Origin of the sequence: Mesorhizobium sp. CA12, assembly GCF_020165255.1 — a bacterium.
Taxonomy (GTDB): domain Bacteria; phylum Pseudomonadota; class Alphaproteobacteria; order Rhizobiales; family Rhizobiaceae; genus Mesorhizobium.
Genome location: NZ_JAIUHT010000010.1, coordinates 180,973 through 207,655, shown reverse-complemented (window position 1 = coordinate 207,655; position 26,683 = coordinate 180,973). Strand labels below are relative to the sequence as shown.

The window sequence follows — 26,683 nt, the reverse complement described above, 5'->3', positions numbered from 1 at the left end:
GAAGGGAGATCGACAGGTGATCGGCAGACTGCTGCTCAATTATCCGGACGCCGCACGCCGCATCGGCGTGTGCCTGGCGCTCGCCGCTTTCGCCGCGGGCCTCTACGGTCTCGGCATCAAGGCAGACTGGATCGGCAAGCTGATCCCGAGCTCGATCGAATGGCTTGCGGCCAATCCCGTGGTGGCGCGAGCCGTCTCGGCGGTGCTGATCGCGCTGATCGTGGCCGCCAACTGGAAGGCGCTGCAGCAACTCGGGCGCAAGCAGCAGATCGTGGCGGTATGGATCGAGCTGTTCGTGCTGCTGATGCTGTTCTTCTATTCCTTTGACCTGTCCTTTTCTTTCATCGCCCGGAAGATCGGTTTCCTCATCTCGCAGGGCGTGGTGACCACGCTCTACATCTCCGCCATTTCGATCGCCATCGCGACAGTCATCGCCTTCATCGGCGCCATAGCCAAGCTGTCCAAGAACGGCATCGTCTATGGCCTGGCCACGTTCTACACTTCGCTGTTTCGCGGGCTGCCATTGCTGATGCAGATCTACATCATCTATCTCGGCCTGCCGCAGGTCGGCTATGTGATCGGGGCCGTGCCTGCCGGGATCATGGCGCTGTCGCTTTGCTACGGCGCCTATATGACCGAGATTTTCCGTGCCGGCATCGAAAGCATCCCGCGCGGCCAGACGGAAGGCGCCACCGCACTTGGGCTCAGCCCCAATCAAACGATGTTCCTGGTGATCCTGCCACAGGCGATGCGCGTCATCGTGCCGCCGACGGGCAATCAGTTCATCGCGATGCTGAAGGATTCCTCCCTGGTCTCGGTGGTCGGGGTCTGGGAGATCATGTATCTGGCACGCACGCAGGGCCAGACCGAGTTCCGGCATATCGAGATGCTGATCACCGCCTCGATGATCTATTGGCTTTTGTCCATTGGGCTCGAATTCCTGCAGTCCCGCATCGAGGAACGGTTCGGCCGCTCGCTCAAACGCTGAGCTTCAATGGGGCATCCCCTCCTGGGGAAAGCCGCCGAGATGGCAGCAGGCCAGAGCGGCATGATCGCGGCCGCTTTCGAGGCACAGCAAGAGCGGCTTCCTCGCCAGCCAGGCATGCAGGAAACCGGCGATGAAGCTGTCGCCGGCGCCGGTCGTGTCGACGACCTGGACCGGGCGGATGCCGGTCTCGGCGCGCTCGCGGGCCGTCAGCGCCATCGACCCCTCGGCACCGCGCATGACGACGGCGCAGCCTGCGCCGCGCGACAGGAGATCCGCGGCCATCCCTTCCGCCGCGTCGCGATTTTGGCCGGTCGAGCAGAAAACTATGCTCAAACCCTCCACACCGAGATCGGCGGGATCGGCGTTGACCGAGATGTCCTGCGAGACGCTGACGCCGGCCCGCGACAGGCGCCTGCGTAAAGCGCCGCCGTCATCCAGCCAGCCGATATGGACGTGATCCATCGTCCCCAGGATCGCCAGTTCGGCCTGGTCCGGCGCATAGCCGGCGCAGGCGCCGAAATCCTCGGCAGCAATCAAACGCTCGCCCGACGGCAAGACTTTGATGTCGGTCCAAGCGGTGTTGCGCTGGTCTACGCGCAGGTGCTTGACCGCCACCCGATTGGCTTCGAGCTCAGCGCGGGTGCGTTCGCCCTCGGCGTCGCGGCCGACCGCGCCGAAATAGAAGCTGTTATGGCCAAGCCGCGCGAGCTGGACGGCAACGTTGAGCGCGTTGCCGCCGACCAGCGAGCGGCCGATCGGCGCTCCGAGGCGGTCGATGCAGTTGTCGCCGACGGCGGCAAATCGAAGGCTGCTCATATCCTGCGTTGCGATCAAGCTGACGCCGAGAGCTAAGCTCAATAGGCAACGCGCTTATAGTAGCGGCGCGTCGTCAGCGGGTGGTTACGGATCACCTCGAGATGCGCGCTGACCCGTTCGAGGGCGGTCGCGAGCACGACCGGCGAAACCAGCGCGCGCACATCCGGCGAAATGCCGGGCAATTCGAAATCGGCCGTGTCGAGCACCGTCAACTTGTCCGTATAGGCAGGCGCGAATTTCTCGACGCGATCGGCCAGCGGCCGGGCGCTGTCCTCGCCCTTGAAGAGCACGACACTGACGTCTTTGTCCACCAGCTCCAGCGTGCCGTGGAAAAAGTCTGAAGCGTGCACGGGGCGAGTCCGGATCCACTGCATCTCCTCCAGGATGCACATGCCGTAATACCAGGCCTGCGGCCAGACATTCCCGGCGCCGGTTATGATGTGATAGTCGGAGGCGGCGAGTTTGTGCGCGAAGCCGGCGGCTTCCTGTTCATAGCTCCGCTTCACCTCCAGCAACAGTCGCGGCAACTGCTCCAGTTCGGTGAAAATCCGTTCGGATTCGGCGAGCTCGCCGCGATGCTTCAGCACTGCAAGCGCGATGAAGAGCGACTGGAGATAGAAGGATTCGCAGGACGTGTCGTCCTCGGCGAAGTTGACGAAGACATGGTCCCCGCCCTTGCCGAGCGGCGTCTCCTCATGTCCGACCAGCGTGATCACCGTCGCCCCGACGTCCTTGATCCGGGACAGCAGTGCCACGCTTTCCTTGGTCGTGCCGGAGAGCGAGGGCAACACGACGATCGATTTGTCGGTCAGGTGCACGGATTGGACAAGCTGCAGCTCGGCGGTGATGTCGACGAAGGCCGGAAAGCCAGATCGGCGCTGCAGCAGTTGCGCCGCCGGATGCATCAGGATCGCTGCACCGCCGGTGCCGAGAAAGAAGATGTTTTGCGCCTCGGCGGCGAGGCACTGCGCCACAACGACTTCAATGCGCTCGCGCAAGGCCACCGCCCCCGATTGGATGCGCATAAACCGGGCTTCATCGAAATTGAGCATCGTTCCCTCGATCAGTTAAGTTGTAAGACAACTGACATCTGAGGGAGCACATTTCAAGAGAAATTTTGCGGATAGGTTTGCATGCGTTGCCTATACGACACGCGATCGCCACCGCATGCCTCCGCTTGACCTGGGCGCGATTGTCCGACAACAAAAGGAGAGTTGGCACAATGGGGAAGAGGGACTTGGACGAGCCGCTTCGGGACGCGCGCACATTGGCGGTTCAGCTGCGCGACCGCATGGCCGACCTCATCAGGACCGAAGGGCTCAAGCCCGGCGACCGGCTGCCAACGGAATCCCAGCTGACGCAGCGCTTCCGCATCTCGCGCCCTGCCCTGCGCGAAGCGCTGAAGCTTCTCGAACAGGACGGCATCATCTCCGTCACTCATGGTCTCGGCCGCTTCGTGACCGCGAACTCCGCCGTCCAGGTCGACCGTCCAATCACGGTGTTCGAAAGCGTGACCGACATGTCGCGCCACTATGGCTACAACACCGTCAACAAGGTTCTTTCCATCGCCGAGGAAACGCCTGATCCATTTATCCAGCAGCAATTGCGGCTAGCGGACGGAGAGCGCGTCATCCGGCTTGAACGGCTGCGGCTGCACAACGATCTGCCCCTCATCTATTCGCTCGACTACGTACCGCGCAGCTTTTTGCCGGGGCGCCTTTTCGACATCGAATGGAGCGGCTCGCTGCTCGCCCTGCTGGAAAAGCACCGCCATCAGCCGCGTATGTCGGCCGCCTCCGTTGCAGCCGTAACGCTGCCCGAGGAAATCGTGCAGCGCAACGACTTGCGCGGCTTTGGGCCAGCCCTGCTCATTACGGAAACCTGTTTCGATGGGACCGGAGCCCCGGTCGTCCATGCCGCCGTCTATCACCGCGGCAGCCATTTCACCTTCAGCTTCGCACGAAAGTGAAAGCTCAAATGGTCGCGATGACCAGTGTCAGGTGCCATGCAGATGTCGAGGGCCGTGACTAGCGCGGGAGCAGCCGGGAGACCTTGAGCCGCGGCGCGAAGAAGCAGCGCAGATAGGGCTGGTTGGTTATGACGTAATGGTTCTCGCAGATATGGTATCGGCCGTCCGGCGATTCCTGCACGCGGTCTGGCGGGATGTTGAAGCCATCGGGTAGATAGACATAGCCGCCGTCGGCCCCGGATTGCACGGCAGACTCGGGGATGGGGCGGCAATCCGTGCCGCCGCAACATTTAAAATTCGTCACCGGGTCGACCTTGTTTTCGTACCAGTCATGAGCATCGGCGCCTGTCGCGGCGACAATCCACATGGCTGTGACGATGACCCTTCGCATGGCGTTCCTCAGCGGTGCGGAGGCGCTGCTCATTCGAGCATCATCTATATTAGCGTTCCGCCGGAAACGCCATTGGCCGCGAAGGCCTGGAAGGCGACGCCGGCCCTTGTGGACGGCAATAGGTGAAGCCGGAACCTTCAAATCGAGGTCCGGCTCTACCGCTCACACCAGCCTTTGCCCGCCGTCGATGTGGACGGTCTCGCCGGTCATGAACTCGTTCTGCATGAGATAGAGATAGGCCGGCGCGATATCGGCGGGCCTGGCGATCTTTCCAGCCGGGATGCGGGAACCTATCTGCTCGAAATAGCCTGATTTGGCGGCGCCGACGATCTCGTCCCACATTTCGGTATCCACCCACCCGGGCGAGACGATGTTGACGCGGGTTGGCGCAAGTTCCAGCGCCAGCGCCCGGGCGAAATAGGTGAAGGAGCCGGCGACCGCCGCGACGACAGAGCCGCCGGGGACCGGCGGACGGTCCTTGTTGATGCCGGAGGTGAAGATCATCGAGCCAGCCTTGTTCAGCGTGCGCACGGCGTGCTTGGCCAGCATTACCGCGCCGATCAGCTTGCCGTCGACGAAGCCGCGCACGAAATCCATGTCGGTCTCGCCGATCGGATAATTGGGCGGCGGCGTGCCGGCCGTCGCCACCAAATGATCGAAAGCGCCGGCTTGCTCGAACAAGCCGGACACCTCGGCCTCATTGGCCATGTCGGCGGCGATGCCTGTCACGCGCCCTGCCCCGCCGAGCCGCTTTTCGGCGGCCTTCAGCTTTTCGGCCGAACGGCCGGCGATCACCACCTCCGCGCCGCTTTCAAGCGCCGCTGCCGCGACGCCGAAGCCGATGCCGGAGCTGCCGCCGACGACGATGATCTTCTTTCCATTGAGCGATGTCATGGAGAGATTGGTCATGGGTCTTCTCCGTCTTTCCGCGATGGGTTCAAAATCAGGCGCGGCCGGCGTGGGCTGCTTCGATATCGGCGAGGATGATCTTCTTCATCGAATACATCGCCTGACGCGCCCGGTCGGCCTTGGCGCGGTCGGGGTCGTTCATCAGGCGCAGCGCCTGTTCGGGAATGACCTGCCAATAGACGCCGAACTTGTCCTTCAGCCAGCCGCAGGGCTGCTCCGAGCCGCCGCCGGCGGTCAGCGCGTTCCAAAAATAATCGGTTTCGGCCTGGTCCTTGGTTTCGATGTAGAGCGAAATCCGCTCGTTGAAGGGCGGCACTCCGCCGGCGTTGAGCGCGGTGAAGCGCTGGCCTTCGAGCTCGAAATCGAAGATCGCATGCGGCTTGTCGGTGAACTCGATGGTCCGCAGCGCGCGGCTGTTCTTGAAGACCGAGAGATAGAAATCTCGCGCGGCTTCGGCATCGAGGTTGAACCAGAGGAAGGGATGAACGGTGGCCATGATGTCCTCGCAGGTTTGATCTTAAGTGAGTATTGATCACAAATTCTGTGAGGATTTTTGATTGGAAAAGGCTCGACGGACAAACCAAAATTTGGCAAGTATTTGTTACCATAACTCACAAATGGCTTTGTCGTCATGGCCCGCAGACTGCCGCCGCTCAACGCCTTGCCGGCCTTCGAGGCCGCTGCACGGCATTTGAATTTTTCGCGGGCCGCCGACGAGCTGAACCTCACCCATGGCGCGATCAGCCGCGCGGTGAAGCATCTGGAGGACCAGCTTGGCGTGCAGCTCTTTGAGCGCGCGACGCGTTCGGTGCGACTCACCCTGGTCGGCGAGCCTTATGCGGTTGCCGTGCGCGAGGCGCTCGACCAGCTCGCGCTGGCGACGCAAACCGCGACCTCGCGCCATTCCGGCTCGACGCTCAACGTCAGCACCTCGGACGGCTTCGCCGGAAAATGGCTGGTGCCGAGGCTCTACCGCTTTCATCGCGCGCATGGCGATATCGACGTGCGCGTCTCGACCACCGGGCGACTGACCAATTTCCGCGGCGACGGCATCGACGTCGCCATCCGCTACGGCGCCGGCCACTATCACGGACTGACGTCGGAGTTTCTCACCGGCGAGGAAGTCTTTCCGGTCTGCAGCCCGAAGCTTCTGGAAGGGCCGCATCCGCTCAAGCAGCCGCAGGACCTCAAGCACCACACGCTGATCCGCGACGGCTACCGCATCGACTGGGCCGCGTGGCTGGCCAGCGCCGGCGTCGAAGATGTCGACCCGAATAGCGGGCTCACTTTCGATTCAGCCACTTTCGCGGTGGAGTCGGCCGTGCAGGGCGAAGGCGTGGTGCTCGGCCGGACCATGCTCGTCTCCGCCGACCTCGCCACCGGCAGGCTGGTGCGGCCGTTCGACCACGCGCTGAAGGCGGTGTCGAGCTTCTATCTGGTCTATCCGCCGGAGGCAATCCGCCAGCGCAAGGTGAAGGCGTTTCGCGATTGGCTGTTTTCGGAGATCGAGCCGCTTTAACGGGCGAGCTCCGGGCTCGACAGCCAAAAGCCGGACGGCTTTCCGCCAACTCGATTCGCCTTGCGAAGACTGCTGGGCGGATAATGCCGCCACAGAGCGGCTAGGCAAGCAAAGCCGCATTGAAACTTTCAACGGTCTTCCCAGTTCGGTTGGAAGGAGGATCTTGATATGACTGAACCCGGTGAAGGGAGTTCCCACGGTCGAATTGACGACAAGCAGCTCGTCATTCTGCTGAAAGAGAAAACCGGCATCTCGGAGGCTCAAGCCAGAAGGCTGATAAAGGCCGTTGGGCGCGACCGACCGTCGCTTCTGCGAGAAGCACGCATCATAAGGGCGCGTGTTCAGACGTCCACCTCAAGCCGCGTGTGACCGGCTGAATGCGACGGATGCCCGTCGGATCTGGCGGCGGCATTTCGCGACCGGCTGCTTTCGGCTGAAGCAAAGCTCGCCGGAAATTCCCTGCTTGCGAAGACGTGCTTGTTGCGCGATGCTCCGCAAAATGGCTGGCGAATATCTGGACCACAAACTGGAATGCCCGTTTTGCGGCACCATTCGTCTGCAGATCCCGGCCGATGCCCAGCCAGCAACACCGATCCATTGCGCCGAGTGCGGCGCATATCTCGGCACGTGGGACGAGCTTCAAACCGACTTCGAGCAGCAAGGCGGTACCGACGGCGTGTTCCGGCTGGATAAGGGACGTATCCAGAAGCTTAATTCCAGCCGATGATTAGCCGCAGCTGACGCAGCCGTCCGGGCTCAGAAAAGCGCGCAACAGGGCAACCGACGGCATGGGCGGGGGGGTGTTGGGGAGCCGCCGGTTACCAGGACAAGGGGCCATGGAATAAGAAAATGCGCAGGCCCTGAGACCATAATGCCAGTTCTCTGCTTTCATGGGAACTGGTTTCCAGCTTAAAATTCAAACATATATGGGAGAAAGCGCACACTCGTGATGATCTTCGTGCGGCTCCTCGCGACAGGAACCACATCGGCCGTGCCGCGTCATAGAGACAGGCTCTTGCCGCGACCCTGGAGTGACGTCGATGATCAGGCTGCTTGTTATCGCTGGATTAGCGCTGGTGCTCGCGTGCGGCGGGACGCTGGCAGCCAAGCTCGACCTCGCCGCTGTTAACCAGGCGCAATTCAGCGAGGGCGAGCCGAAGGGCGTCGATCCGATGGTGCTCAGAGCGCAGATCCTTCTCGATCGCGCCCGCTTGTCCCCCGGCCTGATCGACGGCCGCCTGTCCGACAATTTCTCCAAGGCCGTCGCGGCCTTCCAGGCGGCCAACGGACTGCCCTCCGACGGCAAGCTCACCCGCGAAACCTGGGACAAGCTCGCGGCGACTTTCGCCGGGCCGGTGCTGATAAGCTACGAGGTCACGGCCAAGGATGTGCGCGGGCCGTTCACCAGGCGCATCCCCGCCCGCATGGAGCGGATGGCGCGTCTGAAGCGGCTCGGCTATCGCAACGCGCGGGAAAAACTGGCAGAGCGTTTCCATGTCAGCGAACAGTTGCTGAGGCTGCTCAATCCCAAAGCCGGTTTCAGGAAGGCCGACACCATGTTGGTGGTGCCCGATGTCGGCCGTGGCGATCCTCCCGCGGCCGTCGCCAGCGTCGAGGTCGACAAGGGTGCCCGCCAGGTGCGCGCGCTCGATGCGTCGGGCAAAGCGCTCGCGGTCTATCCTGCCTCGATCGGCAGCGAGGAAAAGCCGGCGCCGAGCGGCACGGCCGAGGTCAAGCGCGTGGTGCACAATCCGACCTATCGCTACAACCCGAAATTCGCCTTCAAGGGGGTGAAGAGCAAGCGGCCCTTCACCATCGCCAAGGGGCCGAACAATCCGGTCGGATCGGTGTGGATCGATCTCTCGATCGAGAGCTACGGCATTCACGGCACGCCTGACCCGGGTAAGATCGGCACCACCTTCTCGCATGGCTGCATCCGGCTGACCAACTGGGACGCCGAGGACCTCGCCGCCATGGTCAAGCCGGGCACCAAAGTCGACTTCAAGGACGAGACGGCACAGGACGGGCAAGTGCAGTGAGATGCCGGCAGGTCGCGATCCGCCAAGCGCGGATCGCTGCATAAGCCCAATTTATCGTCATCCTCAGTTTTTCAGAACGTTACACCGCCTTGCCTCGCCTGTTAGCTTCGACGGCGCGGTTTGGAGAATGGTCCGGATTTGGTGGTTCGATGCAAGCACATGCGCGGGTGGTGATCGTTGGCGGCGGATGCGTCGGCGCGGGTATTCTTTACGGCCTGGCCAAGCGCGGCTGGACCGATGTCGCGCTGCTGGAGCGAACGCAGCTCACGGCCGGCTCGACCTGGCACGCGGCAGGGCTGATCCCCTCCTATGCCCGCAACATCAATGTCGGGCGAATGATCAACAAGACGATCGAGATCTATGAGGGGCTGGAGGCCGAGACCGGGCAGCCGGTGGGCTGGCACAAATGCGGGCAGCTGCGCATCGCCAACTCCAGGGACCGGCTCGACGAATTCAAAAGCTATATGAGCGTCGCCGAGGTGCAGGGCATGCGGGCGCAATTGCTCACACCCGACGAGGCGCGCAAGCTCTGGCCGCTGCTCGACAACAAACAGATGCTGGGCGCGCTCTACCATCCCGATGACGGCCATATCGCGCCGGCCGACGTGACGCATGCCATGGCCAAGGGCGCGCGGGATCTCGGCGCAAAAGTCTATCTCAACACCGAGGTCACCGGCTTCAAGCGGACCGCTTCCGGCGAATGGCTGGTCGAGACCAACAAGGGCGACATCACCTGCGAACATATGATTTGCGCCACCGGCAATTACGCGCGCCAGACCGGCGCGATGCTTGGCTTGGAGATCCCGGCGATCCCCATCCTGCACCAGTACTGGATCACCGAGGCGGTGCCGGAGGTGGTGGAGCGCAAGCGCGCCGGCCGGCCCGAAATGCCGATCCTGCGCGACGAGGGTTTCGAGGGCTATCTGCGCGAGGAAGGCGACGGGCTGATGTTCGGGCCCTATGAGCGCACCGAACACCTCAAGCTCTTCGCCGAGGATGGCGTTCCCGACTGGTTCGGCGCCGATCTGCTGGAAGAGGATTTCGAGGCGGTGTCGTGGAACTGGGAGCAGGCGCTGCAGCTGGTGCCTGCGCTCGGGCGCGTCGGCATCAAGGCCAATGTGCGTGGCCCGTTCCAGATGACGGCGGACGAGCTGCCCTTGATGGGGCAGGTTTGGGGCCTGCCCAATGTCTGGCTGGCCGAAGGCGTGCCGGGCGGCATCCTGTGGGGCGGAGCGATCGGCTACTATTTGTCGGAGCGGATCGTCGAAGGCGGCAACAGTATCGATACATCCGATCTCGATCCGCGCCGCTTCGGCGACTACGCCAACAAGGAATGGACGCGCGAGAAGGTGCGCGAGGCGTGGGGCACGCACGCCGAACAGAAGTATCCGGGCCAGGACATGCCCGCCGCGCGGTCGCAGAAGACCGCGCCTTCCTATGACAGGCTGACGGAACTGGGAGCGGTCTGGGGCGTGCTCAATGGCTGGGAAATGCCCAACTGGTTCGCGCGCGACGGCGTCGAGGCCAAGGACCAATATAGCTGGCGCTGGACGCCCAAGGGGAATCTTGTCGGCGAGGAAGTACAGGCGGTACGCAACGCCGTCGGCCTGGTCGAGATGACGCCGATGACCAAGTTCGAGGTGTCAGGTCCTAGCGCGGCCGCCTGGCTGGACCGGATCATCGCCAACCGCCTGCCGGCCGTCGGCAAGGTGACGCTGGCGCATCACCTCACCACCAGCGGTGGCGTGCAGGCGGAATATATGGTGGCGCGGCTTGGCGAGGACCTGTTCTACCTGATCTCGACGCCGCGCGCCGAACGCTGGAACTTCGACGACCTTTCAAGACTGCTTCCCGCCGACGGCAGCGTATCCTTGAAGAACGTCACCAACGACCGCGGCTGCTTTACCGTCGTCGGGCCGAACGCGCGGGCCGTGCTGCAGCCCCTCACGGAGATCGACCTTTCCAACGAAAGTTTTCCCTGGTTCGGCGTCAAGACCGGCAGCGTGGCCTTGGCAAGCGACGTGCGGCTGCTGCGGGTGAACTATGAGGGCGAGCTCGGTTGGGAACTCTATCATCCCCTGCCCTACCAGCGGCGATTGCTCGACGCGATCCTCAAGGAAGGCGAGAAGCACGGCATGCGGCTGGTCGGGCTGCACGCGCTGGAGTCGCTCAGGCTCGAGAAATCCTATCGCGCCATGTATCGCGACATGAACCCGGAGCTCAACGCGCTGGAGAGCGGGCTGGAGCGCTTCATCCGGCTCGACAAGGGCGACTTCGCCGGGCGCGACGCGGTTCTGAAATACAAGGAGCGTAACGACCAGCGGCGATCCGTGACGCTCAGGATCGAAACCGACGGCGCCAGCACGCTTGCCAATGAAGGGCTCTACAGCGACGGCGCGCTGGTCGGGCGCATCACGTCGGGCGGCTACGGCTACACGCTCGGACATGACGTGGCGCTAGCGCTGCTGCCTGAACCGTTTTCGAAACCCGGCACCAAGCTCGACGTCGCGATCCTGGGCGACTGGAAGGTCGCCGAGGTGATCGCGGATTCGCCTTACGATCCGACCTCGGCCAGGGCGCGGATGTAATAGGCGGGGCCTGCAAAGGCCCCGTTGCCGACGTGTCCTTCGGAGGGAAGCCCGTATGCGTATCGATCGGATCAACGTCTATTCGGCGCAATTGCCGGTCAAAGGCGGCGTCTACCGGATGGCCAGCGCCGATGTGGAGGCGCTGGACTCGACGCTGGTCGAGATCGTTACCGATGACGGTTTTGCCGGCTGGGGCGAGACCTGCCCGATCGGCCCGGTCTACCAGCCGCATCATGCGCTGGGCGCCCGCGCGGCGATCGCCGAAATCGCGCCGGGGCTGATCGGCGTGGAAATCGCCTCGATCAGGCTGCTCGCCAAACAGATGGACGAGCGGCTCAACGGGCATGGCTATGCCAAGGCCGCCTTCGACATGGCGTTCCTCGACCTGCTCGGCCAAAAGCTCGGCGTGCCGGTCTCGATGCTGTTGGGCGGCGCGCTGACCGACCGCGTGCCGGCCTATTATTCGCTGATCGTGGGTGCCCCGGACGAGACGGCGAGGATCGCCGCCGACAAGGTGAAGGCCGGCTATCCGCGCCTACAGGTGAAGATCGGAGGCCGCAACCTGGAGGAAGACGTCGCCGTCATCCACAAGGTCTGGGAAGCGGTCGGTTACAAAGCGCGCATCGCGGTCGACGGCAACCGAGGCCTGACGGTGCCCGCAGCGATCCATCTTGACCGGCTCTGCCAGCAAATTCCCTTCGTCTTCGAGCAGCCCTGCAACACGATGGACGAGATCGGGACGCTGAAAGGCCGCATGACGCATCCGGTCTATCTCGACGAGAGCACCGAGGATCAGAACGCCGTGCTGCGGGCCATCTCGCTGGGCATCGCCGACGGCTTCGGCTTCAAGGTGACGCGCCTGGGCGGATTGACGAAGATGACCACGGTGCGCGACCTTTGTGCCATCCGCTCGCTGCCGCACAGTTGCGACGACGCCTGGGGCGGCGACATCATCGCGGCGGCGTGCGTGCATCTGGCCGCGACCGTCGAGCCGCGCCGCATGGAGGGCGCCTGGATCGCCCAGGAATACATCAAGGGCCATTTCGACCAGAAGCACCCGGTCGTCATCAAGCAAGGGCACATCGCCGTGCCGCAACGGCCGGGGCTGGGCGTGAAGCCGGAGCCAGGTATGTTCGGCAAAGCGGTGGCGATATACGGGCCGTAAGGGGCAAGCGGCGGGCAGCCAGGCTTACTATTCGGATCGGAATGGCCGCGGACGTGGCCGATATTTTCAGCGCCGTCCCACTCCGTCTCGGCTTCGCCGAGCCACCTTTCCCCCCTCCGGAGGGAGAGGAAATGCTGACCGGCAACGTCGTGACCTCGGCATTGCTATTTCCTCTCTACTTGGCGATTGCCATTGCTCGCCCCCGGCGATTGGCGTTCCTCTCCCTCCGGAGGGGGAGAGGTGGCTCGGCGCGCAGCGCCGAGACGGAGTGGGGGAACCACCTGCGCGATTGTCGCCACGCCCGGCATGTTGACCGGCAGCACAGCACCCGATCACCTTCGCGATGCCACGGATCGTTCCGCCCTGTCCTGCGTTCTTGTGACACGCAAGGAGGAACGGCGATGGACGACGACGATCGGACCGAGAAGATCAGGCAGCGTGCCTATGAGATCTTTCAGCGCGAGGGCGGCATCCTGGGCAATCATGAACGGCACTGGCATCAGGCGGAGTTGGAGATCGACCGCGAGGCCGCCCTGCCGATGACGGCGGACGATGCGCTGCCCGAAACGCGCGAGATCGACAGCGCGGACGTGCTGACGGTGGAGGCGCTTGCCATGCGCACCGGCATTTCGGGCGACGAGGCGCAAGAGCTGCTCGACAGGCTGGGCAACGACCGCGCTGCGATCGAGCAAGCGGCGCGCGATCTGCAAGCACGCAAGCGCGGTGTCGATTAGAGGCACTGCACTGAGATTTTGACCGGTCGGCTCTGTTTGCGTTGGCAGGTGGCACCCGTTGGAGATTGGCCGAAACGCCCATCGCGATCGTTTGCAGGGCAGAGCAGGAGCGAAGCTCCGTCGCGAAGACCCTGGAATCCAGCCGTTGCCTTCACCCAGGAATGCAACAGAGCAAAATTCTGCACCGTGGCGTCGCTTCCAAGTCACGGAATGGATTTCTATGGTCTGCGCCGCGTCGCTTCGCTCCTTGCTCCGCCATAGAATGACGAGGTTGGGGCGGCCTCCACCAATCCCCGGCGTTTGCGCTGATTTCACGGAAATGAACGGAAAATCTTGCACCAAGAGGCGGTTGGCCAGCCAATCGGACCGGCCACAGGTGGCACTCTCCATCCGGGTTGACAGGTCAGACGCACCGTCCTATTTTCGCGTTAGTGGCCACTAACGCGAAATACTGGACTGCGCTCGGCGATCAGACGCGACGCACGATCTTCGAACTGCTGGTCGACCGACCCAGTTCGGTCAGCGGGCTCGCCAATGCGCTGCCCGTGACGCGGCCGGCCGTCTCGCAGCATCTGAAGGTGCTCAAGGATGCCGGGCTGGTGGCCGATACGCGCTCCGGCAAGGAGCGCATTTACCGGATCGATCCGGACGGGCTCGCGGCGTTTCGCGCGGAGATCGACCAGTTCTGGGTGAAGACGCTTGCGGTCTACAAGCTGGCCGTCGAGCAACCGACAAAGGACGAGACATGATCAAGCAACCGGCACCTGCTCCCGTTAGGCATTCCGTCGTCGTCGAGGCTCCGATCGCGCGCGCCTTCAAAGTGTTCACCGAGGATTTCGGCAACTTCAAGCCACGCGAGCACAATCTGCTTGCCGTCCCGATCGCGGAAACGATCTTCGAGCCGCGCGTCGGCGGCCATGTCTACGACCGCGGCGTCGATGGCTCAGAGTGCCGCTTCGCCCGCGTGCTGGCCTACGATCCGCCGAACCGACTGCTTCTGAGCTGGGACATCAGCCCGCGCTGGCAGATCGAAACCGACCTCGCCAAGACGAGCGAGTGGGAGGTCCGCTTCACGGCCGAGGCGGAAAACCGGACCCGGGTCGAAATCGAGCACCGCCATATCGAACGGCATGGCCAAGGCTGGGAAGGTGTACGCAGCGGGGTCGACGGCGATCAGGGCTGGCCGCTCTACCTGCAGCGGTTCCAGGCGCTCTTTTCCCGGGCGGCCTGACAGCGGCACCCCCTGGGGGCGTGGCCCGCATGGTGGCGATCGGAGGAGCACTGGATACAATGGAAGCCTATTGGTTGAGCACCCTCGGCGTGCTTGCGCTCTGCCTCCTGTCGGTCGCGCTGGCGATCTACTCAGGCTCGTCCAAGGGTTTTGCCGGCAAGCTTTCAGGGCCGGTGATCCCGGCGGACGACGACAACTCTCTTTACCGGATCGATCGCGTCCACATGAACTCGGTCGAGGCGCTCGGGCCCTTCGTCGTGCCCGTGTTGCTGGCGATGATGGTTGGCGTCGAGCCGGTGACGCTTGCCGTGCTCGTCTGGGTTCACTTGGCGCTACGTCTCGTCCACATGATCATCTACCTGCGCGGCGGAAATGCCGCCAAGGGCGGCAGCGTCAGGACGATCCTCTATGTCTCCGGAGCGGTGGTCACGCTTGTCCTCGTCCTCGTGACGGGCTGGGCAGTGCTTCGCTGAGCAGCGCTCGCTTTTTGCTCCGTCGGCGGAACCCTCGCCCCGATCAGAGGTTCATCCCTGTACAACCACAGGAGATGCGCCATGGACCACACCAGCCACGTAAGACTGACCAGTGCCGAGCTGACGCCCGACATCCTCGAAGGCGCCACCATCTACGGCCCGGATGACGAGAAGATCGGCTCGGTCGACCACCTGCACGGCAGCCAGGTCGTCATCGATGTCGGCGGCTTTCTCGGCATCGGCGCCAAGCCGGTGGCTGTCACTGCCAGCCAGCTCGATTTCATGCGCGACGAGGACGGCGACGTGCATGCCGTCACGAGTTGGACGAAGGACCAGCTGAAAGCAATGCCGGAGCATCGCGACTGAACAGGGACGCTTCGCGACTGTGAATCAATCCAGAGAATCCGGCCCGGCAATTGCCGGGTCGGGTTTTTTTGCGTGGCGCGGTATTCGTTTGTCGCCTGACGAGCGTCACGCGAATTGCCGTCGCGTCAAAAATGTGTGGCGGGTTCCCTCTGGAGCGGCGAGAAAGCCCGGGACAGGTCGGCGATTTCGTGGGGCGATGAACCGCTTCAAGGATCAGCGGCGCATGCTCGCAAGCAGGCAAATACACAGCCCCGCGTTGAGCGTTGCCGCGAGCGCCAGCGTGGCCAGGACAAGATTGGCGCTGCCCGTGCCAAGAAGCACCGCTCCAACGGACGGAGCCGCCGCCTGGACGATGAGGCTGGGCGTCGCGAGCTTGCCCATCAGCACCGCATATTGCTGCGGATCGAACAGCACCAGCGGCAGCGCGCCGCGCGCGATCGTATGGATGCCGTTACCCGCGCCATAAAGGATCAAGGCGAGAGCAACGAAAGTCTGGCTCGTCAGCAGCAGCCAGATTCCGGCGGCAAGCAGCGTCACGGATGTCAGCATCGTCCAGATCGGATGGTGCCGGTTGCGGCCGATCAGCAGCTCCGCCACTCTAGCGCCGACTTGTGAAGGGCCGACCAGCGCGCCAAGTCCGACGGCGGCTGCCAGGCTCGCGCCGCGCAATTGCAGCAGCGTCAGCAGATGCACGGAGAGCATGGACGCGACCAGTGCGGCCAAGGTCTGAATGGAGGCCAGCAGAATGAAGCGCGCCCGCGCTCTGCCGGTGGCCGATGCCTCTTTCGACCTGTCTTTGACCGGCGCAGGCGCGGCGGCCGGAGGCGACGGTATTATCCACAGATGGAGCGGCAAGCAGATTGCCAAATGGATCGCGGCATAGGCAAGGCAGGCGGTGCGCCAGCCGCCATGCTCGACAAGGAAGGCGCTGATCGGCCAGCAGACGGTGCTGGCAAAGCCGCCGAAAAGCGTCAGGTTGGTGATGGCGCCGCGCGGGCCCTGTCCATAGAGGCGGCCGAGTGTGGCGAAGCCGGCATCGTAGAGGCCGCTCGACATGCCCAAGCCCATGAGCAGCCATGCAGCCAGATAAAGAGGATAGTCGGTCGCCGTCGCCAACAGCGAATGCGCGGCCGCCAGCAGCAACGAGCTGGCGGCAAGCACCGGCCGCCCACCGTGGCGCTGGATCAGCCGGCCGGTGACGGGGGACACCAGCCCGGCAAGCAGGAGCCCGCAGGATAGCCCGGCAACGACCGAGGCAAACGACCAACCGGTATCTCTAGCAATCGGCGCGGCAAGCACCGCAGGCAGGTAGTAGGATGATCCTCAGGCGAGAATCTGCGTGATGCCAAGAGCCGTAACGAGGACGCGGCGGTTGTGTGCGATGGGCGCGGTGGCTTCCAATCAGGCTTGCCCTGGCGGATAGGCGACCTTCTCGCCATCCTCCTTGACGAACTCCCGCACCGGATTGTCGAGCAGCGGCAGCACAGCTTCCGACGGCCGGCACAGTTTTGTCCCTTTCGGCGTCTCGACGATCGGCCGGTTGATGAGGATCGGATGGGCGAGCATGAAATCGATCAGCTCATCGTCGCTCCATTTTGGATCGGCGAGGCCGAGTTCGGCGTAAGGCGTGCCCTTCTCCCGCAACAACTCGCGCGCAGAAATCCCCATCGCGGCGATCAGTTCGAGCAGCCTTTCGCGGCCCGGCGGCGTCTTGAGGTATTCGATCACGACAGGGTCTTCGCCGCTGGCGCGGATCATGGCGAGCGTGTTGCGGGAGGTGCCGCAGTCGGGGTTGTGATAGATCGTGACCGTCATGGCTCTGCTTTCAAGGGTTGCGGAATGGCCGCGGGCCGCAGCAGCCAGCCCATCAACGCGAGCGCGATCAGGGCGCCGAGCAATTCGGCGACGACGAAGCCGGGCAGATCGAGCGGCCTGATGCCGGAAAAAGTGTTGGTGAGTGAGCGCGCCACGGCGACGGCAGGATTGGCGAAGGAAGTGGATGCCGTGAACCAATAGGCCGCTGTGATATAGAGCCCGACCAGCCACGGCACGGCCCGCCGCTCGAAGCGGAGGCCAGCGAGAATGACGGCGACAAGGCCGAATGTCGCGACCACTTCCGAGAACCATTGCGCCGGCCCGGCACGCAGTTTCGTCGCGACCTCCAGCGCCGGTAGGGCGAACATGAGATGCGCGGCGATCGTGCCGGCGATTCCACCGACGACCTGCGCGAACAGATAGGCAGGGAGATCGCGAGCAGGCAGCGACCGGTTGAGACAAAACACCAGCGAAACGGCCGGATTGAGATGCGCGCCGGAGATCGGCCCGAGCACGGTGACCAACACCACCAGCATGGCGCCGGTTGCTAGCGTGTTGCCAAGCAGCGCCAGCGCGGTGTCATGCGTCAGCGTCTCGGCCATGATGCCGGAGCCAACGACGGTCGCCACCAGCAGACCGGTGCCGAGGGCTTCAGCCGCGAACCGGCGCGGCAGATCGAAAGTGTTCATCGGTCGACCCTGGATTGGACAATGGGGAGTTGGGTAGCGGGCGTGACGGTCATTGCCGGCTCTCCTCGCCCCGGCTGGCAGCAAGATGCCGCAAGCGCCGGCGCGCAGATTTCCGGCCGGCCCGAGCAGCAATCCTCCATCAGGAAGCGGATCAATCCGGACAGCGCGTCGAACTCGGCGCTGTAGACGATCGAGCGGGCATCGCGCCGCGCGGTCACAAGACCGGCGCGCTCGAGTTCTTTGAGGTGGAAGCTGACATTGGACGGCGAGACCTCGACCTGCTCGGCGAGCGAGCCGGCGGCAATGCCTTCCGGACCGGCAACGACCAGCAGCCGCAGCAGGCGCAGCCGTGTTTCCTGCGACAGCGCGCCAAAGGCGGTCAGGGCTTGACGTTCATCCACGTTTCAACAATCCTTGAAATATTGAAATGAGGAATAGCCGACATGCTCTCTTCTGACAATCGGAAAAACATCGCTCCTATGGATCCCTCCGACCTGACCATCGGCGATCTGCTGATGGCGCTGGCCGATCATAAGGACAGGCCACTGGTGTTCCGCTATGACGGGCGGCCGGTAAAGCCTGGCTACCACGTCACCGAGGTGAAGGCGGGACAGTTCTCGGCGCTGGATTGCGAAGCGAATCCGGAATCATGGTCGGAGATATTCGTCCAGCTGTGGGACGTGGACCAAGGCGGACCGGTCCATATGCCAGCCGGCAAGTTCGCCGCGATCATCCGCAAGGTTTCGGACCATGTCGCTCTCGATCAGGCGGCGAAGCTGACCTTCGAGGTCAGCGACGGCGTGCGCCCCATCGAACTGCACCGGGCAGCCCAGCCGAGCCTTGTTGGCGGGACGGTTGAGGTCGAGCTGTCGCCACGGCCGTCAAGCTGCAAGCCGCGCGACCGCTGGCTGGAAGAACAGAAGGCAGCGAGCGGGTGCGGAGGGAGTCGCTGCTGTTGAGCCCGCTAATGGTGACGCGCCGCCCTGATCAGAACCGGATCATGCCATTGGCCTGCAACAAATAGAGGCCCACGAGAACGATGGCGATCAGCGCCACCCAAACGGCTGTCTTGCTCATCCGCGCAATCCCTGTCGATCGGCGATAGTGAACGCGCGCGCCACGGTTGTGTTCCCGATATGCCGGGCTGCACATCGCCTAGGCAGGATCAAGTCACGAATTGCTGGACGATGCGCGTCCGTGCATAGTGGCGGCAATGGCGCCTGGTCGATGAAGATGGCTATGGACGACAAAGCGGACAATCCGGGCGTGGTGGTGTTTCCGCCGCTGCTCTTTCTCGTGGCGCTGATCGCGATGCTGGCGCTGCGCTATGTCTGGCCGCTGGCGATCGGCGGCCGCCCGCTGACCATCGTGCTCGGCGTAGTGCTGGCAGTACTGGCGGTTGCGATCATCGCTTGGGGACGCTCGACGATGTTGCGCGGCGGCACCAATGTGAACCCGACGCTGCCGACCACCGCGATCATCACCGGCGGCCCGTTCGGCTTCACCCGCAACCCGCTCTATGTCGGCTTGATGGGACTGCTTCTCGGAATCGGGCTGCTCTTTGACAGCTGGTGGGCCGTCATCGCGACCATCGCGAGCTTCCCCATCCTGCATTACGGCGTGGTGCTGCGCGAGGAGGCCTATCTGGAACGCAAGTTCGGCGAACCCTACCGCGCCTACAGGGCGAGCGTGCGCCGCTATTTTTGAGCATCAGTCCTTTGGCGCGTTGCTGTAGAGCGCCACGCCGACGCGGTCGTTGCGCCGCCACCGCACCAAAGCGCGATAGGCCGTATCGTCGGCCGGGACCTCGAGCAGAAAGCGGTCCGGAATCTCCACATTGGCACCGACGCGCAATTCCGCGCCCTGCTCGTGCTGATTTCTGACCGAGCAGCCGATCCTGACGCCGGCGGCGATGATCGTGGCTTCCTTGAGCACGAATTCGCGCGCATGAAGACGGCGTTCGATCTCGGGAAAATTGGCCATATCCGGCGGGCTCCTCAGGCAAGGTCCTCCTTGCCATGGGGCAGCACGATAGCAGCGAGGCGTTTCCGTTCCGTTAGCGATTGCTGAAACGATCAGGCCAGTCGGGCCTGACGGCTGTTGTAGCTTTCCCGAAGCAGCGTCGGTTGCCTTGTTGCATGCGCTCGTTGTTACCATGACGGAGTTGAACGAGCGCACCAGCGCAGCATAGCTGCTCCAATCTATCGATTGGGGCAATGATAGGGGGCGCGACGCGAAAATCTAACCCGCTTGTGGATATGGAACGCGATGGCTTGTCTTCGGCTACTAATACGAGCTCAAACGTGCTTCGCTCATTAAAGCTGGGGGTGGAGATAATGAAACTTAGGTTCGCTTTCGCGACATTCGTAGAAATTTCGTTCGCGTGTTCGGCTGCTTGGGCCGCGAACTCAAACATCGAGTATCTGGCAGGACTGCCCGACACCAAGTTAAATTTGGCCGCTACAATCGCCGGCAACCTCGTCGGTGTGATGAAAAAATGCCCGGCGCTGAGGCTAAATGAAGATGGAAAAGCTATGATAGCTGTTCCTGTCCTCTTGTACGATGGGATAGACAAACACCTGACGCCCAAGTCCTCTAAGTTCAAGAAGGCTATACGTACCTATGAAAGAGCATTTGCTATAGCGGCTCAGAGAGGGAGCAATTGCCAGGCTGAGAAGGCCAGATACCCACACCTCTACCGGTAGAACGTGATGAGCAGAATCTTTGGTGTTGCCGTTCTTTCCGCCTGCCTGATCTGCCCTCCCGTGACATGTGTGGCCTCCCAAGGGTCTAATTTACGTCCAGAAGAACAGAATGCTGAATGCACGCCCCTCCAGGAAGCGAATGAGCGGATCATTAAGCTTCCGCTTATTCAGATGACATCCCGGTTCCATAGATTTGGTGACCATGCCCAGTTTGTTCATCGGGAACTGATCTACACCGCCGACATGGAGTATTCACGAGACAAACCCTACGGACGGTGGATCGCAAAGAGAATCCCCCCGAAGCAAGCCGTGCCGAAAAACGAAGATGGGTCACTGATTAACAGTAATTGTCATCGCCTCTACAACGCCACGATAGGCAGAGTCCAGACAATTGTCTTTCAATTTGACAAGACGCTCAAAAGCGACGGGCAGTGGTATCGCTGTAACATTTGGGTTGAATCACCGAATTATAGACCGCTAAAGGCAATTTGTGAGGGGCCCTTTGAGTGGACGAGACGCTGGTTCTATCAGTCCGATATAAAATTGCCCGATGTTAAACCGGACTTTTAGCCTTCGGATCGGCGCCGCCTCACCGTCGCGTCGACCGTTTCCCTGACCGTCTGCTGGCTGCGTATCGTGCCGTTCGCGCGCGGGGGCTAATAGTCCCCGACTGTTCAGCCGGCGACAGTGATGCCGCTCGCGCGCAGCACCCAGCGGCGGCCGTCGCTGCGGAACTCGGTGAGCGACAGCGGCTCGATGTCGATCTTCCAGACTGAGGAAAGCGGCGCGCCGAGCACATGCGCCATGGCGGCGCGGATCGGCACGGCATGCGTTACCGTGACGATGTGACCGCTTTCGCCGGCCAGCCGCTCCATCAGCGCAGCACCCCGCCGGGCGACGTCGGCGAGCGATTCACCCCCATGGGGCGCCGCGTCTGCGTCGGCGAACCAGGCCGCCATGCCTTCCGGATCCTCGGCCTGCACCTCCTCGAAACTTTTGCCGGCCCAGTGTGCGAAATCCTGCTCGGCAAGCAGCGGCTCGATCGCCGCGTCAAGGCCGAGCGCCTCGGCCGTCCGCCGCGCGGCCAGCGCCGGGCTTGTCCAGACACGGTCGGCGCGACGCAGCGAAGCGGCCAGCGCGCCGGCGCGATCGAGGGCGCGCGGCTCCGGCGGCTCATCGTTCGGAAAGCGGCCCTTGCGCATGCCGGCCGTCGCTCCGCTTGCGATCATCGTCAGGCGGACAAGCATGAAAAACTCCGTGCCCCAGCGAAAAACAGGCCTCACGAAGTCGTGCCGCCATTACATGTCGTTGACAGGCGAACGAAGTACTGACAAGTGTCTTAATGCTATACGGGATTGGAAGCCGGTGCGAGTCCGGCACGGTCGCGCCACTGTGATCGGCACCAGCCGAAAGTCAGGCCTTATTCCGCAGCACTCGATCAACGGGACGCAGTATCCCAAGGGAGGTCAATATGTCCGACACCACCTTCGCCCCCAGCTACGGCCCGGTTGCGATTCCGGTCCGCGAGCTTCTGCCCTGGGCCGTCCTCGGCGGGCTGCTTTTGATGCTGGCGATCTATTTCGTCGGCGCGGAAGAAGGCGCGACCTCGCTGATCCGCGGCACCTATGTGCACGAGTTCGTGCATGACGGCCGCCACCTGCTCGGCTTCCCCTGCCACTAAAGCGGTTCAGCATCGCTGAACCCGCTTTCGATTCTGATCCAACGCAATTCCGGACGGAAAACCGCTGCGCACTTTTCCTGGAATTGCTTGGTTGGCTTAACGCAATTCCGGACGGAAAACCGCTACGCACTTTTCCTGGAATTGCTTGGAGGGATTGGTGACATGGTTGGAAAACTTTTGCTGCGCGGCATGCTTGTCGGGCTGGTCGCCGGGATTCTGGCGTTCGCCTTCGCCCGCGTCTATGGCGAGCCGCAGGTCGACAAGGCGATCGCCTTCGAGGAACAGCAGGCCCAGGCCGCCGGCGGGGCGCCGGAGCCCGAGATGGTCAGCCGCACCACGCAAGCCGGCATCGGCCTGGCAACCGGCGTGCTGATCTATGGCGCCGCGCTTGGCGGGCTGTTCTCGCTGGTCTTCGCCTACGCCTATGGCCGGCTGGGCTCGCTCGGACCGCGCGGCACCTCGGCGCTGATCGCGGCGCTCGGCTTCCTGGCCGTGATCGTGGTGCCCGGCCTCAAATACCCGGCCAGCCCGCCGGCGGTGGGCAACGCCGAGACCATCGGCTACCGCACCGAGTTGTTCTTCATCATGATCGTCGTCTCGATCGCGGCTATGATAGCGGCGGTCGGCCTGGCGCAGCGGCTGTGGAACCGGCTCGGCGCCTGGAACGCCTCGATCGTCGCGGGCCTCGCCTTCCTCGTCGTCTTCGCTTTGGTGAAGGCGGCGCTGCCCGACATCAACGAGGTGCCGGAGAACTTCTCGGCGACGGTGCTGTGGCAATTCCGCGTCGCCTCGCTCGGCATCCAGCTGGTGCTGTGGACCGTCGTCGGGCTCGGCTTCGGCGCGGTTGCCGAACGCGTGGTCGCGGTGCGCGACCAGCGCGGCCCGGCACGCCGCTTCGCCTGAAATCCGATGCGTTGGCCGCCACGGTTCTGCGCCCTGGCGGCCAACGCGGCTCAACGGTCGGTACGACCGCAGAGCCAGTTTGGTCTTTCGTTTTCTCGCAATTCCGGACGGAAAACCGCCGCACACGTTTCCTGGAATTGCTCGGTTGCGGCGCTGCTCGCATTTCTGGCCGCCACATCCGCGCAAGCGCATGGCGGATCCTCGGCCCCGCCCCCTCCCGGCATCCAGATCCCCAGCCTGACCCACGGCCAGATGGCCGTCATCGCGCGCTATCGCGGCGAGATCCTCGACCTCGCCCAGCGCCAGACCGCGACCGACCCGACCTTCCGGCGGCTCTACAATCACGGCAATCTGCAATTCACCTATTGCCTCTGGGGCCTGATGCCGGGCAGCCTCGGCGACGAGGAAAGCCCGTTCAACGAATGCAGCCACGCCTATCTCGCCACCGCCAAGGCGCTGCTCGCCCATATGGCGATGATGCCCGCGGCCGGGCGCGAGGCGAAGGCGCTGATCTCGGACATCGATGCCGAGATGGTGCGTAGCGGCGCGTCGTGGATCCTGTGCCAGTATAGCGGCGAGGCCTTCAGCACCGGCGCGGTCGTCGAGCCCAGATGGCGCGACATCTTCTTCCACTTGCCGAGCCTTGCGGTGATCCTCGCCATGGTGGCGGCGTTCGGCGCCGCCGCATGGTCGATTTTCCGTTCACCCGCTCCGCGAGCCGGCGCTGCTTAGAACGGTTCAGCGTTTCACGGAATCACCGAACCGCTCCCGGTCTTGCGTGCGATCGTTTTCAGGAAAGCCTGAACGCGCAACCATGTCAGCTCGGCTGCGGACGCATCGTAATCCGGCAGCGCTTGATCGGTGTAGAAATGGCCGATCCCCGGATAGGTGAAAATTTCTGCCCTGACGTGGCAGCGCTTCGCCGACGCCGACCAGTCGGCAACTTGTTCTGGCTGAGCAAATGCATCTGGGTCGGCGACGTGGACCGCGACCGGGACGTGTCGGCGAACATTGCTGGGAATATCAGCAAGGCCATGCAGCAGCACAATGCCGGCGGCAGCGACTCGTTCTGACCAAACGGCACTGATCACGCCAGCTCCCATGGAATGGCCAGCGAGCACCGCGTCTGGAGAAGTCTGGAGGAGCGCCACCCTGGCGCGGTCGCAGATGGTTTCCCACCCAACATGGCTCATCAAGTCAAGCCCGTCGTCGACCGATGCCGCAGTCAGCCCTGCGTAGAGGTCCGGCGTCACAACATCGTACCCCGTGTTTCGCATGCGCTCAGCAGCTTGATGCTCCACCGCCCGAAGGCCCAGCGCCGAGTGAAAGAGTACAATAGCAGCCATCCGCTTTCCCTTCGGCGTCGCCTGGCCGATCGCGTTGAGCTCGGGCAATGATCGTCTTTTATCCGGCTTATCGAATCCCCACCACCAGCCATGCCCTTTCCGAAGCCTTCGCCGTCACATCATCCATGCGCGCGCTCGTGATGGTGACCTTGCGGTTCGGCCATGGCGAAGGGCAAATCCTCGGTGTCGGGACCGGCCGCCAGTTGCAGCCTGGCGCTGAATTCATGCGGTTCGGTCGGCGCGACCAGGCTCTGCAGATAATGATGGTCGCCGCCGACCGGAGACAGCGGCAGGCTTTCGACCGCACCGTCCGCCCTTTCAATAGCGACGTTCGCCCGCAGGCCCTCGGCGTGACGCGACAGGCGCAGCCGCATGCGCTCGCCCTGCGGCGTGTCGACGATTTCGAGCAGCCCGCTGGCTAGCTTGCCGTCGACAAGGAACGGATCCGGCGCATGATGGTGGCCGGCCTCCGTCTCCAACTCGGCAAAGTGCACCGTGGCGACGTCGAGCGCCGGGATGTGCGCGAAGAGCTCGGCCTTGAGCGATGCGGCGATGTTGTTCGCGGCGGCAAGCAGCAGGCCGTCATTGACGGCGATCGTAACATCGACATGCAGCTTGTGGCCGAGCCAACGGGCCTTGACGTCGGCTACCTTCTCGATCCCGGCGACATGGTCGGCAGCATGGTGAATCTGGTCAACGAGGCCGGGCTCGACGCCATCCAGCATGCGGGTCAGTACCGAGCGCGCCGATTGCCAGACGATAGCGAAAATGGTGACGGTGATGAGCAGGCCGATGACCGGATCGGCGAGCGGAAGGCCGAGCCAGACGCCGGCCGCGCCGGCAACGACGGCAAGGCTGGTGAGGCCGTCGGTGCGGGCGTGATAGCCGTCGGCAACCAGCGCCGCGCTGTTGATCTGGCGACCGACGCGGATGCGAAAAACCGCCACCGCTTCATTGCCGAGGAAACCGATGATGCCGGCGACGGCCAACCAGCCAAGGAAATGCACCGGCTGCGGGTTGAACAGGCGATTGATCGCCTCGTATCCGGCCACCAGCGCGCTGGCCAGGATGATGAGCACGATGATGATGCCAGCGAGATCCTCGACCCGGCCGAGGCCGTAGGTGAAGGTCCTGGTCGGTTTGCGGCGCATGAGCACAAAAGCGATCCAAAGCGGGATGGCGGTGGTCGCGTCGGCGACGTTGTGAATGGTGTCGGCAAGCAGGGCCACGCTGCCCGAGAGCATCACGACGACGATCTGCAGCGCGGCCGTGACCGCGAGAATCACGAACGACCACTTGATCGCCCAGATGCCGCGGTCTGTGGTGGCGATGGTCGCGTCGATCACGCCATGAGTATGGTCATGGCCGTGGCCGCCATGATGTCCGTGCGCACCGAAGCCGAACCAGTCGAGCGCTTTTTCCCACATCGCCGCCTCATAGATATTTGGTGAGCTGCTTCAGCTCTTTGAGCGTGTCCCTGGTCGGTTCGCCGCCTTCGACAAGGCAATGCTCCATATGGTCGTGGATCAGCTCGCGCTTGGCATTGCCGACCGCGCTTTCGACGGCGTGGAGCTGTTGCGCGAGGTCAAGACAGGACCGACCCCGCTCGAACATGGTGAGCACGGCGGCGAGATGGCCATGCGCTCGCTTGAGCCGGGCGATGATATCGGGATGGGAGCTGTGTATCGTCATGGCAAATATCCTATCCCCCTGGGTAGGATATTGCCAACAGACAATACGCCTCGAACTCTCGAGGCTAGCCCGCGGCAGGGCTGGACTCGCCGCCCAGCCGAGCGTGCCCGCTGGCAGATGCTCGCGACGCAGCAGGTCCTTGGCCCGCGGGGCAGTCTCTGCCGCGAAATCCCGATTTCATGTGATCAACCGGCTGCGGCGAGCGGCAGCCCCGCGGCAACCAAATGCTTGGTTTGCCGTTTATTTTAGCGGCTGCCGCCACCTACCGTGGGGGCCAGGCGGCTCTGGCGGCCAGACCGCGCGAAAGGAGGCCGCAATGACACGGCCCGCAGTGGAGATAGGCGACCGGGTGGCTGTCATCGTCACCGTGATCGAGCGCATCAAGGACCGCGTGATGCTGAAGCTCGACGGCGATGGTCATAATTATTCGATGGCCGAGCCCAATGCCAAGCCAGGCGACAAGCTCAGACTCGAAGGCGACGTCGTGCATGTCGACGAGGATCTCGGACGCACGACCGTGCAGGTGCTGGGACGCGTGACGGTCGACACCAACTCGGTCGAAATGGTGACGAGGCGTTGCGACCTCGACCATATCGGCTCGAACGTGCCCGGCCACCCTCGCCCGCGCACCCCGCCGAGACCACACGGGTAAACCGGTAGCAGA

33 protein-coding genes and 1 riboswitch are annotated in these 26,683 nt (G+C 63.3%); of the genes, 19 read left to right on the top strand and 14 right to left on the bottom strand.

The window, feature by feature from the left end; translation table 11 throughout:
* Window positions 1-16: 16 nt before the first annotated feature.
* A complete protein-coding gene (locus LB520_RS18520) occupies window positions 17-988 on the top strand; it encodes an amino acid ABC transporter permease (protein ID WP_224638408.1) in 972 nt (323 codons plus the stop codon).
* 3 nt (window positions 989-991) lie between these two features.
* Here LB520_RS18520 and LB520_RS18515 read toward each other — a convergent pair whose 3' ends face one another.
* Both LB520_RS18515 and LB520_RS18510 read right to left on the bottom strand, forming a co-directional pair.
* Entirely contained in the window at window positions 992-1,804 is an 813-nt protein-coding gene (locus tag LB520_RS18515; RefSeq protein ID WP_224638407.1) for a PfkB family carbohydrate kinase, read from the bottom strand.
* A gap of 38 nt (window positions 1,805-1,842) precedes the next feature.
* Window positions 1,843-2,856, bottom strand: a complete 1,014-nt coding sequence (locus tag LB520_RS18510) for an SIS domain-containing protein (protein WP_224638406.1) — start codon at window positions 2,854-2,856, stop codon at window positions 1,843-1,845.
* Between the two features lie 185 nt (window positions 2,857-3,041).
* On the opposite strand from LB520_RS18510, the gene LB520_RS18505 reads away from it, so the two are divergent.
* A complete protein-coding gene (locus LB520_RS18505) occupies window positions 3,042-3,773 on the top strand; it encodes a GntR family transcriptional regulator (protein WP_318012112.1) in 732 nt (243 codons plus the stop codon).
* Window positions 3,774-3,831: 58 nt separating this feature from the next.
* On the opposite strand, the gene LB520_RS18500 is transcribed toward LB520_RS18505, so the two are convergent.
* The 3 genes from LB520_RS18500 to LB520_RS18490 all read right to left on the bottom strand — a co-directional run bounded on the left by LB520_RS18500 (window position 3,832) and on the right by LB520_RS18490 (window position 5,569).
* Window positions 3,832-4,197, bottom strand: a complete 366-nt coding sequence (locus LB520_RS18500) for a hypothetical protein (RefSeq protein WP_224638404.1) — start codon at window positions 4,195-4,197, stop codon at window positions 3,832-3,834.
* Window positions 4,198-4,326: 129 nt separating this feature from the next.
* Complete coding sequence (locus LB520_RS18495) at window positions 4,327-5,073, bottom strand: SDR family oxidoreductase (protein ID WP_224638403.1); 747 nt, start codon at window positions 5,071-5,073, stop codon at window positions 4,327-4,329.
* Between the two features lie 34 nt (window positions 5,074-5,107).
* On the bottom strand, window positions 5,108-5,569 hold the full coding sequence (locus LB520_RS18490; protein ID WP_224638402.1) for a VOC family protein: 462 nt from the start codon (window positions 5,567-5,569) through the stop codon (window positions 5,108-5,110).
* A 135-nt stretch (window positions 5,570-5,704) separates the two neighbouring features.
* On the opposite strand from LB520_RS18490, the gene LB520_RS18485 reads away from it, so the two are divergent.
* From LB520_RS18485 to LB520_RS18440, 10 genes are all read left to right on the top strand, one after another.
* Window positions 5,705-6,592, top strand: coding sequence for a transcriptional regulator GcvA (locus LB520_RS18485; RefSeq protein ID WP_224638401.1), 888 nt, complete (start codon window positions 5,705-5,707; stop codon window positions 6,590-6,592).
* 499 nt (window positions 6,593-7,091) lie between these two features.
* On the top strand, window positions 7,092-7,319 hold the full coding sequence (locus tag LB520_RS18480) for a hypothetical protein (RefSeq protein ID WP_095768463.1): 228 nt from the start codon (window positions 7,092-7,094) through the stop codon (window positions 7,317-7,319).
* Window positions 7,320-7,632: 313 nt separating this feature from the next.
* Complete coding sequence (locus LB520_RS18475) at window positions 7,633-8,631, top strand: L,D-transpeptidase (RefSeq protein ID WP_224638400.1); 999 nt, start codon at window positions 7,633-7,635, stop codon at window positions 8,629-8,631.
* A gap of 149 nt (window positions 8,632-8,780) precedes the next feature.
* A complete protein-coding gene (locus LB520_RS18470; protein WP_224638399.1) occupies window positions 8,781-11,219 on the top strand; it encodes an FAD-dependent oxidoreductase in 2,439 nt (812 codons plus the stop codon).
* Window positions 11,220-11,274: 55 nt separating this feature from the next.
* Window positions 11,275-12,384, top strand: a complete 1,110-nt coding sequence (locus tag LB520_RS18465) for a mandelate racemase/muconate lactonizing enzyme family protein (RefSeq protein ID WP_224638398.1) — start codon at window positions 11,275-11,277, stop codon at window positions 12,382-12,384.
* 401 nt (window positions 12,385-12,785) lie between these two features.
* A complete protein-coding gene (locus LB520_RS18460; protein WP_095770208.1) occupies window positions 12,786-13,118 on the top strand; it encodes a DUF2934 domain-containing protein in 333 nt (110 codons plus the stop codon).
* A gap of 431 nt (window positions 13,119-13,549) precedes the next feature.
* A complete protein-coding gene (locus LB520_RS18455) occupies window positions 13,550-13,867 on the top strand; it encodes an ArsR/SmtB family transcription factor (protein ID WP_224638397.1) in 318 nt (105 codons plus the stop codon).
* Window positions 13,864-14,349 carry an SRPBCC family protein gene (locus LB520_RS18450; RefSeq protein ID WP_224638396.1) on the top strand — a complete coding sequence of 162 codons (486 nt, stop codon included), beginning with the start codon at window positions 13,864-13,866 and terminating at the stop codon, window positions 14,347-14,349. Before LB520_RS18455 ends, LB520_RS18450 begins: the two co-directional genes overlap by 4 nt.
* A 59-nt stretch (window positions 14,350-14,408) precedes the next feature.
* On the top strand, window positions 14,409-14,822 hold the full coding sequence (locus tag LB520_RS18445; RefSeq protein WP_224638395.1) for an MAPEG family protein: 414 nt from the start codon (window positions 14,409-14,411) through the stop codon (window positions 14,820-14,822).
* Between the two features lie 81 nt (window positions 14,823-14,903).
* Window positions 14,904-15,188, top strand: coding sequence for a photosystem reaction center subunit H (locus LB520_RS18440; protein WP_095770076.1), 285 nt, complete (start codon window positions 14,904-14,906; stop codon window positions 15,186-15,188).
* Between the two features lie 213 nt (window positions 15,189-15,401).
* Here LB520_RS18440 and LB520_RS18435 read toward each other — a convergent pair whose 3' ends face one another.
* The 4 genes from LB520_RS18435 to LB520_RS18420 all read right to left on the bottom strand — a co-directional run bounded on the left by LB520_RS18435 (window position 15,402) and on the right by LB520_RS18420 (window position 18,093).
* Window positions 15,402-16,496, bottom strand: coding sequence for an MFS transporter (locus LB520_RS18435; RefSeq protein ID WP_263483767.1), 1,095 nt, complete (start codon window positions 16,494-16,496; stop codon window positions 15,402-15,404).
* Window positions 16,497-16,589: 93 nt separating this feature from the next.
* Window positions 16,590-17,003, bottom strand: coding sequence for an arsenate reductase (glutaredoxin) (gene arsC, locus LB520_RS18430; protein ID WP_140544977.1), 414 nt, complete (start codon window positions 17,001-17,003; stop codon window positions 16,590-16,592).
* Window positions 17,000-17,692, bottom strand: coding sequence for an aquaporin (locus LB520_RS18425; protein WP_224627744.1), 693 nt, complete (start codon window positions 17,690-17,692; stop codon window positions 17,000-17,002). The genes arsC and LB520_RS18425 overlap by 4 nt, the downstream gene beginning before the upstream one ends.
* Complete coding sequence (locus tag LB520_RS18420; protein ID WP_224638393.1) at window positions 17,689-18,093, bottom strand: ArsR/SmtB family transcription factor; 405 nt, start codon at window positions 18,091-18,093, stop codon at window positions 17,689-17,691. Before LB520_RS18420 ends, LB520_RS18425 begins: the two co-directional genes overlap by 4 nt.
* 42 nt (window positions 18,094-18,135) lie before the next feature.
* On the opposite strand from LB520_RS18420, the gene LB520_RS18415 reads away from it, so the two are divergent.
* Window positions 18,136-18,651: a DUF6428 family protein gene (locus LB520_RS18415; RefSeq protein ID WP_411969903.1), complete on the top strand. Its 516-nt coding sequence runs from the start codon at window positions 18,136-18,138 to the stop codon at window positions 18,649-18,651.
* A 280-nt stretch (window positions 18,652-18,931) separates the two neighbouring features.
* Window positions 18,932-19,399: a methyltransferase family protein gene (locus LB520_RS18410; protein ID WP_224638391.1), complete on the top strand. Its 468-nt coding sequence runs from the start codon at window positions 18,932-18,934 to the stop codon at window positions 19,397-19,399.
* Between the two features lie 3 nt (window positions 19,400-19,402).
* Here the strand turns inward: LB520_RS18410 and LB520_RS18405 are convergent, their stop codons facing one another.
* Window positions 19,403-19,675, bottom strand: a complete 273-nt coding sequence (locus tag LB520_RS18405; protein WP_140846743.1) for a PilZ domain-containing protein — start codon at window positions 19,673-19,675, stop codon at window positions 19,403-19,405.
* A gap of 353 nt (window positions 19,676-20,028) precedes the next feature.
* Between LB520_RS18405 and LB520_RS18400 the strand changes: the two genes are divergently transcribed.
* Window positions 20,029-20,397, top strand: a complete 369-nt coding sequence (locus LB520_RS18400) for a hypothetical protein (protein ID WP_224543946.1) — start codon at window positions 20,029-20,031, stop codon at window positions 20,395-20,397.
* A gap of 674 nt (window positions 20,398-21,071) precedes the next feature.
* Here the strand turns inward: LB520_RS18400 and LB520_RS18395 are convergent.
* Window positions 21,072-21,644 (bottom strand): histidine phosphatase family protein, encoded by a 573-nt coding sequence (locus LB520_RS18395; protein WP_224638390.1) that lies wholly within the window; start codon window positions 21,642-21,644, stop codon window positions 21,072-21,074.
* 83 nt (window positions 21,645-21,727) lie between these two features.
* A riboswitch (adenosylcobalamin (AdoCbl) riboswitch) is annotated at window positions 21,728-21,877 on the top strand.
* On the opposite strand from LB520_RS18395, the gene LB520_RS18390 reads away from it, so the two are divergent.
* The 3 genes from LB520_RS18390 (at window position 21,869) to LB520_RS18380 (ending at window position 23,713) form a co-directional block, all read left to right on the top strand.
* Entirely contained in the window at window positions 21,869-22,078 is a 210-nt protein-coding gene (locus LB520_RS18390; RefSeq protein ID WP_224638389.1) for a CbtB domain-containing protein, read from the top strand. It overlaps the preceding riboswitch by 9 nt.
* 162 nt (window positions 22,079-22,240) lie before the next feature.
* Window positions 22,241-22,981, top strand: a complete 741-nt coding sequence (locus LB520_RS18385; protein ID WP_224638388.1) for a CbtA family protein — start codon at window positions 22,241-22,243, stop codon at window positions 22,979-22,981.
* Window positions 22,982-23,233: 252 nt separating this feature from the next.
* Window positions 23,234-23,713 carry a hypothetical protein gene (locus tag LB520_RS18380; protein WP_224543952.1) on the top strand — a complete coding sequence of 160 codons (480 nt, stop codon included), beginning with the start codon at window positions 23,234-23,236 and terminating at the stop codon, window positions 23,711-23,713.
* Between the two features lie 14 nt (window positions 23,714-23,727).
* Here LB520_RS18380 and LB520_RS18375 read toward each other — a convergent pair whose 3' ends face one another.
* The 3 genes from LB520_RS18375 to LB520_RS18365 all read right to left on the bottom strand — a co-directional run bounded on the left by LB520_RS18375 (window position 23,728) and on the right by LB520_RS18365 (window position 26,019).
* Entirely contained in the window at window positions 23,728-24,375 is a 648-nt protein-coding gene (locus tag LB520_RS18375; protein ID WP_224638387.1) for a dienelactone hydrolase family protein, read from the bottom strand.
* Window positions 24,376-24,446: 71 nt separating this feature from the next.
* Window positions 24,447-25,754, bottom strand: a complete 1,308-nt coding sequence (locus LB520_RS18370; RefSeq protein ID WP_224638386.1) for a cation diffusion facilitator family transporter — start codon at window positions 25,752-25,754, stop codon at window positions 24,447-24,449.
* A 7-nt stretch (window positions 25,755-25,761) separates the two neighbouring features.
* Window positions 25,762-26,019 carry a metal-sensing transcriptional repressor gene (locus tag LB520_RS18365; RefSeq protein ID WP_224638385.1) on the bottom strand — a complete coding sequence of 86 codons (258 nt, stop codon included), beginning with the start codon at window positions 26,017-26,019 and terminating at the stop codon, window positions 25,762-25,764.
* A 316-nt stretch (window positions 26,020-26,335) separates the two neighbouring features.
* Between LB520_RS18365 and LB520_RS18360 the strand changes: the two genes are divergently transcribed.
* Window positions 26,336-26,671, top strand: a complete 336-nt coding sequence (locus LB520_RS18360) for a hypothetical protein (protein WP_224638384.1) — start codon at window positions 26,336-26,338, stop codon at window positions 26,669-26,671.
* The last annotated feature ends 12 nt before the right edge of the window (window positions 26,672-26,683 follow it).

Coding starts and splice junctions, on each gene's coding strand:
- arsC (WP_140544977.1), bottom strand. CDS start 17,003: ATGACGGTCACGATCTATCACAACCCCGACTGCGGCACCTCCCGCAAC.
- LB520_RS18415 (WP_411969903.1), top strand. CDS start 18,136: ATGCTCTCTTCTGACAATCGGAAAAACATCGCTCCTATGGATCCCTCC.
- LB520_RS18465 (WP_224638398.1), top strand. CDS start 11,275: ATGCGTATCGATCGGATCAACGTCTATTCGGCGCAATTGCCGGTCAAA.
- LB520_RS18385 (WP_224638388.1), top strand. CDS start 22,241: ATGGTTGGAAAACTTTTGCTGCGCGGCATGCTTGTCGGGCTGGTCGCC.
- LB520_RS18475 (WP_224638400.1), top strand. CDS start 7,633: ATGATCAGGCTGCTTGTTATCGCTGGATTAGCGCTGGTGCTCGCGTGC.
- LB520_RS18410 (WP_224638391.1), top strand. CDS start 18,932: ATGGACGACAAAGCGGACAATCCGGGCGTGGTGGTGTTTCCGCCGCTG.
- LB520_RS18400 (WP_224543946.1), top strand. CDS start 20,029: ATGAAACTTAGGTTCGCTTTCGCGACATTCGTAGAAATTTCGTTCGCG.
- LB520_RS18445 (WP_224638395.1), top strand. CDS start 14,409: ATGGAAGCCTATTGGTTGAGCACCCTCGGCGTGCTTGCGCTCTGCCTC.
- LB520_RS18460 (WP_095770208.1), top strand. CDS start 12,786: ATGGACGACGACGATCGGACCGAGAAGATCAGGCAGCGTGCCTATGAG.
- LB520_RS18425 (WP_224627744.1), bottom strand. CDS start 17,692: ATGAACACTTTCGATCTGCCGCGCCGGTTCGCGGCTGAAGCCCTCGGC.
- LB520_RS18440 (WP_095770076.1), top strand. CDS start 14,904: ATGGACCACACCAGCCACGTAAGACTGACCAGTGCCGAGCTGACGCCC.
- LB520_RS18365 (WP_224638385.1), bottom strand. CDS start 26,019: ATGACGATACACAGCTCCCATCCCGATATCATCGCCCGGCTCAAGCGA.
- LB520_RS18485 (WP_224638401.1), top strand. CDS start 5,705: ATGGCCCGCAGACTGCCGCCGCTCAACGCCTTGCCGGCCTTCGAGGCC.
- LB520_RS18380 (WP_224543952.1), top strand. CDS start 23,234: ATGGCCGTCATCGCGCGCTATCGCGGCGAGATCCTCGACCTCGCCCAG.
- LB520_RS18390 (WP_224638389.1), top strand. CDS start 21,869: ATGTCCGACACCACCTTCGCCCCCAGCTACGGCCCGGTTGCGATTCCG.
- LB520_RS18495 (WP_224638403.1), bottom strand. CDS start 5,073: ATGACCAATCTCTCCATGACATCGCTCAATGGAAAGAAGATCATCGTC.
- LB520_RS18515 (WP_224638407.1), bottom strand. CDS start 1,804: ATGAGCAGCCTTCGATTTGCCGCCGTCGGCGACAACTGCATCGACCGC.
- LB520_RS18360 (WP_224638384.1), top strand. CDS start 26,336: ATGACACGGCCCGCAGTGGAGATAGGCGACCGGGTGGCTGTCATCGTC.
- LB520_RS18370 (WP_224638386.1), bottom strand. CDS start 25,754: ATGTGGGAAAAAGCGCTCGACTGGTTCGGCTTCGGTGCGCACGGACAT.
- LB520_RS18490 (WP_224638402.1), bottom strand. CDS start 5,569: ATGGCCACCGTTCATCCCTTCCTCTGGTTCAACCTCGATGCCGAAGCC.
- LB520_RS18470 (WP_224638399.1), top strand. CDS start 8,781: ATGCAAGCACATGCGCGGGTGGTGATCGTTGGCGGCGGATGCGTCGGC.
- LB520_RS18405 (WP_140846743.1), bottom strand. CDS start 19,675: ATGGCCAATTTTCCCGAGATCGAACGCCGTCTTCATGCGCGCGAATTC.
- LB520_RS18395 (WP_224638390.1), bottom strand. CDS start 21,644: ATGCTTGTCCGCCTGACGATGATCGCAAGCGGAGCGACGGCCGGCATG.
- LB520_RS18500 (WP_224638404.1), bottom strand. CDS start 4,197: ATGAGCAGCGCCTCCGCACCGCTGAGGAACGCCATGCGAAGGGTCATC.
- LB520_RS18510 (WP_224638406.1), bottom strand. CDS start 2,856: ATGCTCAATTTCGATGAAGCCCGGTTTATGCGCATCCAATCGGGGGCG.
- LB520_RS18480 (WP_095768463.1), top strand. CDS start 7,092: ATGGCTGGCGAATATCTGGACCACAAACTGGAATGCCCGTTTTGCGGC.
- LB520_RS18450 (WP_224638396.1), top strand. CDS start 13,864: ATGATCAAGCAACCGGCACCTGCTCCCGTTAGGCATTCCGTCGTCGTC.